Annotated in this window: 9 protein-coding genes; 4 read left to right on the top strand and 5 right to left on the bottom strand. The window is 68.9% G+C overall.

Annotation, left to right across the window (positions count from 1 at the left end; genetic code table 11):
- Nucleotides 1–32: 32 nt before the first annotated feature.
- From BO221_RS32520 to BO221_RS32510, 3 genes are all read left to right on the top strand, one after another.
- A complete protein-coding gene (locus tag BO221_RS32520) occupies nt 33–1,880 on the top strand; it encodes a GspE/PulE family protein (protein WP_083681695.1) in 1,848 nt (615 codons plus the stop codon).
- A 181-nt stretch (nt 1,881–2,061) separates the two neighbouring features.
- Complete coding sequence (locus BO221_RS32515; RefSeq protein WP_073564707.1) at nt 2,062–3,612, top strand: TldD/PmbA family protein; 1,551 nt, start codon at nt 2,062–2,064, stop codon at nt 3,610–3,612.
- A gap of 11 nt (nt 3,613–3,623) precedes the next feature.
- Nucleotides 3,624–4,961, top strand: a complete 1,338-nt coding sequence (locus tag BO221_RS32510; protein ID WP_073564706.1) for a TldD/PmbA family protein — start codon at nt 3,624–3,626, stop codon at nt 4,959–4,961.
- A 69-nt stretch (nt 4,962–5,030) separates the two neighbouring features.
- On the opposite strand, the gene BO221_RS32505 is transcribed toward BO221_RS32510, so the two are convergent.
- Entirely contained in the window at nt 5,031–5,402 is a 372-nt protein-coding gene (locus tag BO221_RS32505; RefSeq protein ID WP_073564705.1) for a VOC family protein, read from the bottom strand.
- An 81-nt stretch (nt 5,403–5,483) separates the two neighbouring features.
- On the opposite strand from BO221_RS32505, the gene BO221_RS32500 reads away from it, so the two are divergent.
- Nucleotides 5,484–5,672, top strand: a complete 189-nt coding sequence (locus BO221_RS32500; RefSeq protein ID WP_073564704.1) for a hypothetical protein — start codon at nt 5,484–5,486, stop codon at nt 5,670–5,672.
- A 193-nt stretch (nt 5,673–5,865) separates the two neighbouring features.
- On the opposite strand, the gene BO221_RS32495 is transcribed toward BO221_RS32500, so the two are convergent.
- The 4 genes from BO221_RS32495 to BO221_RS32480 form a co-directional block, all read right to left on the bottom strand.
- A complete protein-coding gene (locus BO221_RS32495; RefSeq protein WP_073564703.1) occupies nt 5,866–7,941 on the bottom strand; it encodes a neutral/alkaline non-lysosomal ceramidase N-terminal domain-containing protein in 2,076 nt (691 codons plus the stop codon).
- A 153-nt stretch (nt 7,942–8,094) separates the two neighbouring features.
- Entirely contained in the window at nt 8,095–9,630 is a 1,536-nt protein-coding gene (locus BO221_RS32490) for a hypothetical protein (RefSeq protein ID WP_198956225.1), read from the bottom strand.
- A gap of 90 nt (nt 9,631–9,720) precedes the next feature.
- Complete coding sequence (locus tag BO221_RS32485) at nt 9,721–11,781, bottom strand: hypothetical protein (RefSeq protein WP_073564702.1); 2,061 nt, start codon at nt 11,779–11,781, stop codon at nt 9,721–9,723.
- Entirely contained in the window at nt 11,781–14,180 is a 2,400-nt protein-coding gene (locus BO221_RS32480) for a bifunctional UDP-sugar hydrolase/5'-nucleotidase (protein WP_073564701.1), read from the bottom strand. Before BO221_RS32480 ends, BO221_RS32485 begins: the two co-directional genes overlap by 1 nt.
- Nucleotides 14,181–14,224 lie beyond the last annotated feature (44 nt).

The following is a 14,224-nucleotide window of genomic DNA, read 5'->3' as shown; positions in this document are numbered from 1 at the left end:
ATGTCGTTCCCCCTGGCCGCAAGGAGACGCCGTTGCCAGCGCCCGTGACCCCGCCTGCTGCTCCGTCGAGCCGGAGCAAGACCGACTTCTCCCTCGCCTTCGCGCTCGAGGCGCTCGTCTCGCAGCGGGTCCTCACCGCCGAACAGGCGCAGAACATCGCCGCCCGTGAGGCCGCCGCCCGCGCCCGGGTCCTCAAGAACAAGGGCATCGTCGGCACGGACGCCGCCCGTTACGAAGTCTCCCCCGTGGAGATCGTCGCCGCCTTCCAGGTTCCCCTGGCCGATGGCCGCGGCTCGCTCGACGAGGACCGCGTCACCGAGCTCGTCGCCCGGGCGGCGAACCTGGCCTACAAGAAGATCGATCCGCTCAAGCTGGACATGGCCCTGGCCACCCGCACCGTGTCCCGCCCCTTCGCGCAGAAGCACGTGCTGCTGCCGCTGGAGAAGGCCCAGGATGGCCGGCTGGTGGTGGCCGTGGCCAATCCCTTCGACAAGGAGCTCTTCGAGAGCATCCACGTGCTCACCGGCATGCCCATCGAGCCGGTGTTCTCCTCGAAGACGGACATCCTCAAGGCCATCGCGGACGTCTACGGCTTCAAGCGCACGCTGGCGAAGGCCGCGGATGACTTCACCAACAACTCCCACAACTCGCCGCAGGTCAGCAATTTCGAGCAGCTCGTCACGCTCAGCGGCCGCCAGGAGCTGGACGCGGCGGACCAGCCCGTGGTGCAGGCCGTGGACTACATGCTGCGCTACGCCTTCGACAACCGGGCCTCGGATATCCACATCGAGCCCAAGCGCAACACCTCCCTGGTGCGTCTGCGCATCGACGGCGTGCTGCACCCCGTGTACACGCTGCCCGCCGGCGTGCACCCGCCCATCGTCTCGCGCGTGAAGACGCTGGCGCGCATCGACATCTCCGAGAAGCGCAAGCCCCAGGACGGCCGCATCAAGACCGAGCGCGATGGCCGCGAGGTGGAGCTCCGTGTCTCCACGCTGCCCACCGCCTTCGGCGAGAAGGTGGTCATCCGTGTCTTCGATCCCGAGACGCTGGTGCAGGACATCGCCCAGCTCGGCTTCGATCCGGACGAGAAGCGCGTCTTCGAGTCGTGGATCGACCAGCCCCACGGCATCATCCTCGTCACCGGCCCCACGGGCAGCGGCAAGACGACGACGCTCTACTCAGCCCTGAAGGCGGTGGCCGGCCCGGACGTGAACGTCGTCACCATCGAAGACCCCATCGAAATGGTGTGGGACGGCTTCAACCAGGTGCAGGTGCAGCCCAAGGTGGGGCTGGACTTCGCCAACGCGCTGCGCAGCATCCTGCGTCAGGACCCGGACGTCATCATGGTGGGAGAAATCCGTGACGCGGAGACGGCGGAGAACGCCGTGCAGGCCGCGCTCACGGGCCACCTGGTGCTCTCCACGCTGCACACCAACGACGCCATCGGCGCGGTGGCGCGTTTGAAGGACCTGGGCGTGCCGCCCTTCCTGCTGGCGCAGAGCCTCATCGGCATGATGGCCCAGCGTCTGTTGCGGCGCGTGTGTCCCCACTGCGCGCAGCCCACGGCGCTCACGCCGGACGAGCTGACCCTGCTGGGGGCGCCCATCCCCCTGCTGCCGGGTGGGGTGAACATCGTGAAGGGCGCCGGGTGTCCGCGCTGCCGCGGCACCGGCTACTGGGGCCGGACGGGCGCCTTCGAGATTGTCAACCTGAACAATGACCTGCGCGAGCAGATCTCCCGGGGCGGTAATCATCAGCAGATGCTGGACGCGGCGCGCCGGGGAGGCACGAGGACACTGCGCGAGGCAGCGGTGCGCAAGCTGGCCATGGGACTCACCTCCTTCGACGAGGTGGTGCGCATGACGTCCGTGGCCTGAGCCGGCGGCCCTGGAGGCGGCCGATGCGACACCCGGGTGCCCGGCCCGTTCCCTGTCGTGTAGCCCACGGATGGCCGGGGGGAGGGGATTTTCGGAATACTCGCCTGCCCGTGGGGTTACGCTCTGGATGCGCGGTGACCTTCACTGAAAAGGGAGAGCCATGGCGGGAGGAAAGACCGGAATGACTCGACGTGACTTCGTTGGCTACGGCACGACGGCGTTGGCGATGGCGGGAGCGGGCGAGCTGTTGTCTGGCTGTGCGACGACGCAGCGGGCGGGCGGGCCCGGCGGCGGCTCGGATGGACCGTCCAACTCCATCGGCTACTTCGCCCGCTTTGGTGTCGACGAGACCCTCATCCGCGAGACGTTGGCCGCCGCCCTGTCGCGGGGCGGGGACTACAGCGACCTCTTCTTCCAGCACCGCGTGGCCACTTCCATGGCGCTCGAGGACGGCGCGGTGAACAAGGCGTTCACCACGGTGGAGCTCGGCGTGGGCGTGCGCGTCGTCAAGGGTGACCAGACGGGCTATGCGTACACCGAGGAGCTCACGCTGGATGCGATGCGCAGCGCCGCCCGCACGGCCGCGGCCATCGCCGATGGTCCCGCGCGTCCCGGCCCCCAGCGCCTCCACGTCTACAAGGACATTCCGCAGCGCTACGTGCTCAAGATGGGCTGGGACGCCGTCCGCCCCGAGCAGAAGCTGCCCATCCTCGAGGGCCTGAACTCGGCGGCCTTCAAGGCGGACAAGCGCGTTTCCAAGGTGACGCTCTCGTTCTCGGATGAGCACGGCGCCGTGCTCGTGGCCGACAGCAACGGGCGGCTCGTCGAGGACGTGCAGCCGATGACGAGCCTCTACCTGTCGTGCGTGGCCGAGCAGAACGGCAAGCGCGAGCAGAACACCTACGGCGTCGCCGGCCGCGCGGGGCTGGACTTCTACTCGACGGACCGGCTGGACCGCATCGTGCGCGAAGCGGTGGGCCGCACCACCATCCTCTTCGAGGCCGTGCAGCCCCCCGCCGGCGAGATGCCGGTGGTGCTCGCGGCGGGCTCGTCCGGCATCCTCCTGCACGAGGCCATCGGCCACGGCATGGAGGCCGACTTCAACCGCAAGGGCACGTCCATCTACGCGGACAAGCTCAACAAGTCGATCGCCCACCCCTTCGTGAACATCGTCGACGACGGCACGAACGAGTACGCGCGCGGCGCCATCAACGTGGACGACGAGGGCAACGAGCCCGGCAAGACGATGCTCGTGGAGAACGGCATCCTCACCACGTACCTGCACGACTCCATCTCCGCGAAGCACTACAAGGTGAAGCCCACGGGCAACGGCCGCCGCGAGAGCTACCGGTACGCGCCGCTGCCGCGCATGCGCTCCACGTACATGCTCCCGGGCCCGCACAAGCAGGAGGAGATCATCGCCTCGGTGAAGAAGGGCATCTACTGCTCCAACTTCAGCAACGGGCAGGTGAACATCGGCGCGGGCGACTTCACGTTCTACGTGAAGAACGGCTACCTCATCGAGGACGGCAAGCTGACGCGGCCCATCAAGGACGTGAACATCATCGGCAACGGGCCGAAGGTGCTCGAGAAGGTGGACATGGTGGCCGATGACCTCGTCATCGACGAGGGCGGCTGGACGTGCGGCAAGGACGGCCAGGGCGTGCCGGTGTCCCAGGGCATTCCCACGGTCCGGGTCGCGTCGATCACCGTGGGCGGACGCAACGCTTGAGGGAGGCGGGAATGAGCACGACGAACACCACGAATCTGGCGGATGTCGCGCGGCAGGCGGTGGACCTGGCGCGCCAGAAGGGCGCTTCCGAGGCGGCGGCCACGGCCAACCGCACGCGCGATGTGGAGACGCAGTGGCGCGATGGCCGGCTGGACAAGGTCTCCGAGGCCACCACGCGCGGCCTCTCGCTGCAGCTCTACGTCGATGGGCGCTACGCCGCGGTGGCCACGAGCGATCTGCGTCCGGAGGCGCTGGAGCGCTTCATCACGGACTCCATCGCGATGACGCGGGTGCTGGCGCGTGACGAGCACCGCCGGCTGCCGGAGCCCGAGTTCTACGCGGGCCGGACCGCGGTGGACCTGTCCATCGAGGATCCGCGCCAGGCGGCGCTCACCGCCGACGAGCGTCAGCGCTTCGTCAAGGAGCTCGAGGCGGGCGCGCGCGCGACGGACAAGAAGGGCTCCATCCTGTCCGTCACCACCGCCTTCGGGGACACGCTCCGGGAGATGTACCGGGTCAGCTCCAACGGCTTCGAGGGCGGGCTGCGCGGGACGCAGTTCGTCGCCTCGGCGGAGGTGAGCGCGCAGGATCCGGACGGGCGCCGGCCGGAGGAGGGCGACTACGCCGTGGCGCGCTTCTTCGAGGATCTGCCCGACGCGGCCTCCCTGGGCCGCCGTGCCGGAGAGCGCTCTCTGGGGCGCATCGGCTCGACGAAGGGCGCGTCGGCGGTGCTGACCATGGCCGTGGACAACCGGTCCGCGGGCCGGCTCGTGTCGATGCTGCTCGGGCCCATGTCGGGCGGCGCCGTCCAGCAGAAGCGCTCCTTCCTGGATGGGAAGCTCGGCCAGCAGGTGGGCAGCGGGTTGCTGGTGCTCACCGATGAGCCGCACGTGAAGCGGGGCCTCGGCTCGCGTCTGTTCGACGGCGAGGGCATCACCGCCCGGCCCATGCCGCTGTTCGAGGGGGGCGTGCTCCGCACGTACTTCATCGACACCTACTACGGCCGCAAGCTCAAGGCGCGTCCGACGTCGGGCAGCGCCTCGAACCTCTCCTGGAAGCTCGGGAGCAAGGGGCAGGCGGAGATGCTGGCGGACCTGAAGGAAGGCGTCCTCGTGACGGGGTTCCTCGGAGGCAACTCCAACGGCGTCACCGGTGACTTCTCCCTCGGCGTGCAGGGCTTCCGCGTGCGCGGCGGGAAGATCGCGGAGCCCATCGGCGAGATGAACATCTCGGGCAACCAGATGGACCTGTGGAAGCGGCTCGTGGCGGTGGGGAACGATCCCTACGTCAACAGCTCGATGCGTACGCCCACCCTCGTCTTCGAGGGCGTGCAGTTCGCGGGCGTGTAACCGCGGGCCCGCGACGTGGAGGGCACCCGCTCCCCGGTGGATGGCCGGGGAGTGGAGTGCGCCCACGGGTCAAGCGGGCTCGATGAAGTTGAGCCGGTAGCCGTCGGGATCCGTGACGATGATCTCCCGCGTGAACCACGGCTGGACGGTGGGCCCCTCGACGTGAGCGCCCTGGGCCCGGGCGCGTGAAGCCACCTCCTCCAGGTCCACGGCGCCGATGCGGAAGCCCAGCAGTACGCCGAGCCCTCGCTGGCCCTCCAGCTTCACCACCGGAGGCAGGGAGACCAGGTACACCTCCGCCCGCTTCTCCCACTGCAGGTGGATGAAGGGTGGAGCGGCCTGGGTCCGCTTGAAGCCGAGCGCCTCGTAGAACGTCGCCGAGCGCTCGGGGTCGGACACGAGCACCTTCACGAAGGACGACAACACCTGATCGCTATCCATACGCGGCGTCTGTAACACGAGGCTGTGTCAGCCGCTCACGGACATGGAATCCCCGGCCCCCGGGCTGGCACACTGGGGAGCATGGATTGCTTCAGTGTGCTCTTCCTGAGCTTCTTCGCCATCTCGCTGGTGACTGGAACGGCGTATCACCGTGGCACCATCCGCCGATCCGAGAACCCCACGGCCTATTGGGTGACGACCATCGGCTATCTGCTCATCGGGCTGCTGATCGCCTTCCCGACGATCATGAGGAAGCTCCGGGGACACTGAGCCCAATTTCCCCTCTCCTCTCGGGAGAGGGACGGGGTGAGGGTGCCTGGACCCGTTCTTCAACCCGTGGCCTCCAGTGTGGACAGGGGGTTCAACCCGGGATGCGTGGCACCCTCACCCCGTCCCTCTCCCGGAGGGCGAGGGGATATGTCCGCGGATCAGCGCATCTGCCCAGGGGCTCGCCACCGCGTACTCATGCCGCCACGCTCAGCACGAGCCGCTGCTCGGGCCACCGTGCTCCAGGTGGCGGCCGGACACTTACCCCCCGGGGCCCCTGGGTGCGGAAGCGGATCCTCTGGTCCTTCAAATGCCGCCAGTCGTCGAGCACGACCAGCCACCGCCACTCCAGCACTCCGGACGTCTCGGTGAACTCCAGCAGGAACGTGTGGTTCTGGTCATCGAGGGGCCGGTTCGCGCTCCGCAGCACCTCACCCGTATCCGCGTCCTCGAGCCGGATCCACGCGCCCCAGCCCAGCTCGCTCCGCTCCTGCGGGGCCCAGGCGAACCACCGGCCCGCGATCACGAGCCGTCCATTGACGACCCTCGGTTCCGCGAACTCGGGAGGCCGGGGCCAGAGTGGGGTGGGCTCGGCGGTGGGCGGCCGGGGCTCGGTGAGGGCCCGGTGCACGCCCGGGTTCATCGTGAAGCGCGCCGTCCCCGAGGGAACGGCCGTCGCGGCGCTCATCGCGAGCGCATCGAAGTGCTCGACGAGCCAGTGCTCCGTGTTCCGCCCCCAGAGCGTGCTCGAGCCCTCGTAGTGCTGTGCCTGGTACTCCCGCTCGGTGGTGAGGTAGCCGGCGTACTCTCCGCATACGGCCGCGACCATGACCTCCCGTGCGCCCCGCGCGCGCATCACCTGGGCCAACTCATGTGTCAGCCAGGTGGTGGGCTCTCCGGGGCAGCCCATCAACCACACATCGCCCACCTTCAGCAGCCGCAGGGGCAGGGTGTGCGGCTGGTACTTGAGGGACTCGCGGATCAGCCGCTCCAGGGCGCGCGGAGGCGCCTTGGGCCACTGGGGATCCGTGTCCGGCAGCTCCTCCAGCCGCTCTCCCTCCTTGAAGAAGGGCACGCCGCCGCCCATCTCCGAGCCCCGCAGGGTGGGCGCGCCGATCAGTGCCGACAGCGCCAGACGCCGGCCGTCCTTCAAGGTCGCGTCGCGAATGGTGGGCTCGTCGAAGAGGGCGGTGATGCTCAGCGAGGGGCTCACGTGCGCGCGCGCGTCCTCGCAGGCCCTGGCGAGCTGATGGCCCACCGCCCGGCCCACCTCCTCCAACAGCGACAGATTCCGCGTCCGATCCTGGCGCGCCTTCTTCAACGCCTCGAGCGTCATGCCGGGCAGTGCCGCATCCGAGTCACCGATAGCCCCCGCGGCGAGTCCCACCACGGGCCCAGGTTCCGCCGAGGCGCCGCGCAGCAGGCGTTCCGCGTGGCGCGCGGCCACCCCGAAGATATCCGGCGAGCAGATGGGATGCTCCTTGGCGAGCAGCGACGCATGGGCGCCAAAGGTACCGAAGGCACCGATGGGCCGATGGGGCGCCTCGGCCTCCTCGGCCCAGAGGACCTGGATGCGCGGATCCACACAGGCCTGCTCCACCGGCAGACCCGAGGGCGCGTCCAACGCGTCGACCCGCTGGCGGAGGGCCGCGTCATCCACACCGGGGAAGTTCTCGCGCAGGGCCGCGAGGCTCCGGTTGCGCGAGTACCCCCAGAGCCGGGCGACGCCGTGACCGGCCCGCGCGGGACGGAGGCGCGCGCACGCCTCGCGCACGGCCAGCCCGAGCCGCTCCACGAGGTAGTCCACCATGACCTGGTCCAGCCCCCGCTCCTTCAGGAGCGACTCGGTGGCCGCGAACGTGTCGTAGTACGTGTTGGCGTAGATGTTCCCCGGCCCGCTGTGGTTGTGCGTGCCCGCGAGGAAGAGGCGGCCCACGTGCAGGCCCAGGGCCGCGGTGTGCTCCGCCAGCCGCTCGGTGAGGTAGCGCGTGCCGGCGTGGAGGTCCACCGCGATGAGGGCCACGCGCTCGCCCTGGCCGTCGTCCAGAACGAGCACCCGTCCGAAGAGCCGGCCCCACGCGGCACGTGCGCGCCGTGCTCCCAGCAGGGTGGGGCCCCAGCCCGCGAGCGGAGACAGGAAGCCGGGTGTGAGGTCCACCCGGGAGGCGCCCGCCTGGAGGCGTCCCGTGACGGGGAGCGGCTCCGGGGCGCGTCGCGGGACCTCGACCACCGAAGGAGGAAGGTTCATCAACAGCGTGTCGTCTCGTCCCATGGTGTCTCCGCCCCCCGTGTCACCAGAATGGAGGGGCGGGCACCCGCGTGTGACGGCATGCTGCCCAGGGCCTGGCTGCTCGCCACCCCGGCCGGGGTCACTTTTCGCCCCCGGAGGTGAGCCCGCCTCCGGGGTGGCCCTGCCGCCGCGCGCCTAGAAGCGCGCCTGCAGCAGCGTGTTGAAGCCCAGCGCGTGGGGATCCTCGAAGCTGGGCTGCGCGACGCCGAAGACGTCGTCCCGGAACGTCGTCCGGTTGCGGTCGTAGGTGTAATAGACCTCACCCACCGCCGAGACGCTCTCGGAGAGATCCCACCGGAAGGTGGCCTTGGCGGAGATGATGGGATCGGCGCGGCAGATGGCGTTGTCGTCGCCGCACGTGGTGGGGAGGATGCTCAGCACGTTGACGTCACGCACCACCACGGTGCGCGTGCCCGTGAGGCCCGGGGGCGGGTTGTTGCCGCCGAAGAGCGGATCCGGGCTGCGGAACGACGCCGGCTGCTGCACGCCGAAGATGAAGCCCGGGGTGAAGTGCCACGCGGGGATGTGGTAGTCCGCGCCCACCGCGAAGAACATCTCCGGCTTCACCTCGGTGCCGTCCGGGAAGTCGTTGAAGGGCGGCAGGCCGGGCACCTCGAACTGGATGAAGGACAGGTCGCGGTACAGGCCCAGCGCGTGGAAGCGCCAGTAGTTCCACTTGGCGCGTGCCTGCAGCGCCACCGCCTTGGCCTCCTGCGGCACCGTGCGGCCGAACACGTCCGGATCCGACAGCGACTGCGACAGGTAGCTGCCCTCGAGCGACACCGTGTAGGCCAGGCCGCCCGGGTACTGCTCCGGCGAGAAGAAGCGCTGGTACACCTCCGGATCGTTCTTGTAGAGCCGGAAGTCGATGCTGGTGCCTACCGGGGCACCCACGTGGTAGACGGCCTGCGCGGACAGGCCCGCCGAGTTCACCGGCGCCTCGACACCCAGCGCGGCCAGGCCCGGGACGATGCCCTTCTGGAAGTAGCCGCCGCCGGCCTCCAGGCGCAGCGTGTCGAACACGTCCCAGCCGGCGCCGGCCATGACACCGTAGAGCGTCTCCTGCTCCTTGATGAGATCATTGAGCACCAGCGCCGTCTTGGCGCCCGCGTACGCGTACCACCGGTCGCGCGTGAGCTGGAGCCGGACGCCCGGCACGCCCGCCGCGGCGGCGCGGGTGGTGAAGACGCCGCTGCCGCCCCAGGAGATGCGGTAGGCGTAGCCCAGCCGGAAGCGGTCCGCGGACACCGGGAAGCCGGTGAGCGACAGGCCCTCGTTCTCGTTCCAGCCCGACGGCCGGTAGTGCAGGCGGATGTAGCTGGAGTTGTCCCGCAGATCGATACCACCCGAGGGCCGCTCCAACATCAGCACCGTGAGGGCCGCCTCGGTGGTGAGGCCCTCGAAGAAGGCCGGCATCCGCTTGTAGAGGACGATGTTGGACAGCGTCTCGAAGCCGGAGAACCGGGTGTTGAAGTTGTCGTAGAACTGGGTGTTCTGCAGACCGCCGCCAAACCGGGCCGAGGGGCTGTTGGGCGTCGTCTCGCCCGCGTCGGCGAAGACGTTGTCGTCCGCGAAGGCGAACGACAAGCGGGTATCGACGAAGTCTCCGGCCCATGCGGGCGCGGAGAGGGTCATCAGCCCGGTCAGGGCCAGCGTGCGCAGCGTTCTCAAATTCCCTCCAGGCGCGGCGTGGGGGCGCCGCTCCTTCCCAGCGCCCCGGGGAGCGGGGCGCTCACTTCTTTCAAGACAAGGACAACGGCTTCACTGACAAGGCTTGATGGGCTTCGGGCACTCCAGGCCGGGGCCGGGATAGCAGCAGAAATCGTCCTGGTCACGCGGCAGCACCATCCAGCGCGGCCGGGCGGCCTGCACCTGGCGCAGGTGGCCCACGACGTCGAAGGAGGCCCCGTGCAGGTAGCGGCACTGCCTGGCCGCCTCCGGATCCACGGCGGCCTCGTCGCAGTCCACGTTCAGGTCCGGGACGGCATCCTTCGTCATGAGGAGCACGCGCGTATGGGTGTTGCGCGCCACGGAGCAGCGCGGCTCCGGAGTGCTCACCGGCTGCGCGGCCAGGAAGGCCACCAGGCTCTTCCCGTTCTCCATGACGACGTCCATGCGCGTCCTGGCCGGCAGCAGCTGGTCCGCCTTGGTGGCGGTGACGGTGCCGTCGCCGAGCTTCACGTGGGTGTCCACGTCGCACCAGAGGCTCACCCCGACTCCGGGCTCGTAGCCCGAGGAGAGCCGCTTGGACGAGGTGTCGGACAAGGTCACGTTCTGCTGGCGGTTGGCCAGCGTGTCATCCAGGCCCGCCTCACGAGGACCGGGACCGGCGAGCTCCACCACGAACTGGCCGAAGCTCGAGAACTGGGACTTCTCGGAGCAGCGGAGGTTCTGGTACGCGCCGCCGCTGGTGGTGCAGTCGATGCTGCACTGGCGCTCCTCGGCGTCCGGATCCACCGCGGGCGCGGGGAAGGCGCAGCCGGCCCACGTCCACACGCTGTCCACCGTCGTCTCGCAGAACATGGGCACCTGCCCATCGCCGTTGAAGTCGCAGTTCTTGAAGACCTGGGGGAAGCGCACGCGGCGCAGCTTCACCAGGCCCGACTCCAGGCTCTCCAGCTTCATGTTGCGCCGGTTCTGGCCGCACGTGCTGTCCGTGACGAAGGGCGCCAGCGTGTTGTCCAGGCCGCAGTGGCGCAGGCTGAGCTCCACCGGCGGGACGAGCGCCAGGTACTTGGTCCACTGCTCCGGCGGCAGCTCGCGCACGCGCTCACGCACCGTCCAGGAGGGGAAGGTGAGCTGTGTGGTGGAGGTGAACTCCTGGAGCGAGCCGGACAGCGTCCACAGCAGATCTCCCGGGTCCAGGCCCTCGGGGAAGCTGTAGTTGTAGACGAAGATGGAGTTGAAGGAGCCGGGCAGGGAGCCGCTCGGCTCGGGGACGCGCACCTGGGCCGCGGAGCTGACGTCCTCTTTCACGGGGCAGGAGGTGATGTCGGTGACGAAGAAGCCCGAGGGATCCGTCCCCGTCACCAGCAGCGTGACGGGCTTGGGTGCCTCCGGATCCGGCAGGCCATCGCCGTCGAGGTCCCGGTCCGGGCAGTTCTGGTACTGCACGGAGCCGGACTCGGGGGCGCGGCCAATGGTGACGAACTGCCCCACGAAGGGCGAGGAGCGGTTGTCGTAGCCCTGGGGCGACTGGATGGCCTGGAGCGTGGGCTCCTGGAAGTACACGGTCTCCGAGGAGCCGGCGGTGAAGGAGCGGCCCGCGTCGGGCTCCCGGGGGAACTGCTTGGGGTCCTCCAGGCCGCCATCGGTGTAGAAGCGGATGCCGCCATCCGTGTAGCGCAGCTCCATGGGCTCATCCATGGCCCAGACGCGCACCTCGCCGTAGACGTTCTGGGCGCGCACCTTGCCGATGCCGCGGCCGCGGTTGATCGTCGTCCAGGCGTAGGAGTAGTCCTCGGCGAGATCGCCCGGCACCACCTTGAAGGTCACCGGCCCGGTGAAGTCGAGCGGCTTGCCCGTCTTGTCCAGGGCGATGATGTCCAGCAGCAGCTCCACCTGGCCATTGGGGATGACGAAGCGGCAGTCCTGGGTGCCGCGCACCCTGGCCGGCACGTCTTCCGTCCTGATGACGTTGTGGGCCTTGAGGCAGGAAGGCACGACCTCGAGCGGCTGGAGCCCGCCGCCGGAGCCCACCGCGGAGATGCTCTGCACCACCACACTGAACGAGCCCAGTGCCTGGGTTCCGGTGGACGTCACCTCATAGCAACCGGACAGGGAGGCCGCGGTCGCGGCCAGGACGAGCCACTGCTTCTTCATCACTTCACCCTCCGGCCGATACGGTTGTCCTCGACGGCGTTGGCGATGGGCATCTCGGTCGGGTTCTTGCAGAAGGTTTCCAGCTGCTTGGTGACCGTGCCGCACTCCTGGGCACCGCCCAGGGCGTCACGGCAGTAGCAGCGTCCGGTGTACGGGCCCTGGGGCACGCTGCCCAGGCAGGTGGAGCGGATGATCTCCGGCGTGAGGCCTTCCACGCCACAGCGCTGGGCGGCATCGGCCCGGGGCGGGAGCACCTCTTCGCAGCTGCAGGTGCCCACCGTCTGGTTCTTCAGCGCCTCGGTCAGCGACGTCTTGTACGCCTTCGCCTGGGTGCAGAAGTTGATGAGCTGGTCGTCGATCTTCCACTCGCCATTCACCAGCGTGCCGCAGTACTCGCCGGTCTTGGAGGTTTTCGGCAGCGGCTTGTCGGGATCGAGGAGGTCGTCGCAGGTGCAGAAGCCCTGCATGTAGCCGATGAGCGAGTCGCGCAGGGAGATGCCCGTCTCCTGGCGGGTGGTGTTGCGCTTGAGGACGCTGAAGCCCGAGCCGCCCTTGGCGATGTAGTCGTTGACGGCCACGCGGTACATGCCGTTGGGGTTGAGGGGCTTGCCGTTGATGACCACGTCCGTGGCGGGGCGCGCGTAGCAGCGCGAGCCGTCCTGATCCTGGAGGCACTGCCAGGGCGCATGGCCCTCGCGGTTCTCCGAGGGGCAGTTGTCGGTGGTCGTGCAGGGGATGCGCAGGTCATTGAGCTGCACCTGGGCACAGTCCATGGTGAAGCGCGCGCCGGAGATCTGCGCCTGGCTGACGCAGCCGCGTTCGGCGGAGCGCTCGGCGACGAAGTCGAGCATCTCCTGGATCTCCACGCCCGAGAGGTACATGAGGTTGATGGTGTTCTCGAACGGGAAGACGTTGAACATGGACTCCTGGGAGACCACGCCCGCGTAGAGGTTGTCGCGGATGCCCAGCGAGTTGGTGAGCGCCATCTCCGCCTCGACGGCGCGGCGCTTGCGCATGGAGTCCGCGGCGATGTTGCCCAGCGGCGAGTCACCGCCCGTGGAGGTGTTGCGGCGGGCCACGTCGCGCGGGGCGTAGGAGAAGATGGACGTCAGCTGCATGTTGAAGTCCATGCCCAGCAGGAAGGGCTGCAGCAGATCCGTGGTCTCCCGGTCCTCCATCTCCTGGCACCGGGCAATGGCCTGGCGCACGCCCGGGGCGTTGATGAACTGGCCGGCGTTCCAGAAGTTGTCCTTGTAGTAGGCGCGCATGGCGTCGTCGCACCACAGGCCGTCCAGCGGGAAGACGCGGTAGTCGTTGCTGACGATCTCCGCGCCGTCGATGGTGCGCTCGTCGGCCTTGGGCACCTTCACCACCAGGTCCGCCCGGCCCACGTACTTGGCGAAGGCGCCCGAGTGGACCAGCAACACCTTGCGGCCGCTCGGATCGCTGAGCTGCTGCGGCGGGTTGAGCACCACGTGCAGGTGGCCGCCGAGGATGGCGTCCAGGCCGGACACGCCCGGGATGAACACCCGCACCACCGCCTTGGGGTTGCCCTCCTGGCTGGGGTCCGCGTACTCCATCAGCTGCCAGGGCTCGTGCTCGCGCTCCAGGTACGGCCTGGCGCGCTCATACTCGTAAAAGGCCTCGTAGCCGCGGATGAGATCCTGGTCCTCGTGCATGCCCAGGTGGCTGACCGCCACGACCAGATCCACCACCGGGCGCAGCATCTCCACATAGGCGCGCGCCGCCTCGTTCTGCTCCAGCGGGGTGGCCTGCAGCGAGTTGCCGCCCTCCACCAGCGAGTTGAGCGAGGAGATGTTGGCCATGCCGATGATGCCCACCTTCAGGCCCTTCACGTTGCGGATGACGTAGGGGACGGTGTTGAGCAGGGCCTGCGCGTTGCCGGGATCGCTGGGGCTGTCCCAGTAGTAGTTGGCCGCCATCAGCGGGAAGGTGGCGAAGTCGCGCGTCTTTTCCACGAAGTTGAGCAGGCCGGCGTCGAACTCGTGGTTGCCGATCACCGCCGCGTCCAGCCCCATCCTGGACAGGAAGCTCATCTCCGCCTGGCCGTTGTTGAGGTTGAAGATGGGGGCGCCCTGGAAGCAGTCACCCGAGTCCAGGTGCAGCAGGCGGCTGGAGCGGGTGCGCTCGCGCTTGAGGATGGCACCCATGCGCGTGGCACCACCGAAGGGGCCCGCCTCGGGGACGATGCCCAGGTCGGTGTCCGTTTTCAGTGGCGCGAAATCGTACGGAATGAGGCGCGAGTGGATGTCCGAGGTGTGCAGGAGGGTGAGACGCACCTCCTGGCCACTGAGATCGAGGTCCTGCTCGCCCGACATCAGGGGCATGCACGAGGTGCACAGCAGGACGCAGAAGAGTCCGGACAGGAGGCTTCGCATTCGGTGGCGGATCCGGGGGGGCTTGAAGAATTTGACCGCTAGAC

It is taken from the genome of Archangium sp. Cb G35 (genome assembly GCF_001896145.1).
GTDB lineage: Bacteria > Myxococcota > Myxococcia > Myxococcales > Myxococcaceae > Archangium > Archangium violaceum.
The sequence above is the reverse complement of the archived record's forward strand: the minus strand, read 5'-3'. Positions and strand labels throughout refer to the sequence as shown.

Coding starts and splice junctions, on each gene's coding strand:
- BO221_RS32480 (WP_073564701.1), bottom strand. CDS start 14,180: ATGCGAAGCCTCCTGTCCGGACTCTTCTGCGTCCTGCTGTGCACCTCG.
- BO221_RS32500 (WP_073564704.1), top strand. CDS start 5,484: ATGGATTGCTTCAGTGTGCTCTTCCTGAGCTTCTTCGCCATCTCGCTG.
- BO221_RS32510 (WP_073564706.1), top strand. CDS start 3,624: ATGAGCACGACGAACACCACGAATCTGGCGGATGTCGCGCGGCAGGCG.
- BO221_RS32495 (WP_073564703.1), bottom strand. CDS start 7,941: ATGGGACGAGACGACACGCTGTTGATGAACCTTCCTCCTTCGGTGGTC.
- BO221_RS32515 (WP_073564707.1), top strand. CDS start 2,062: ATGACTCGACGTGACTTCGTTGGCTACGGCACGACGGCGTTGGCGATG.
- BO221_RS32485 (WP_073564702.1), bottom strand. CDS start 11,781: ATGAAGAAGCAGTGGCTCGTCCTGGCCGCGACCGCGGCCTCCCTGTCC.
- BO221_RS32505 (WP_073564705.1), bottom strand. CDS start 5,402: ATGGATAGCGATCAGGTGTTGTCGTCCTTCGTGAAGGTGCTCGTGTCC.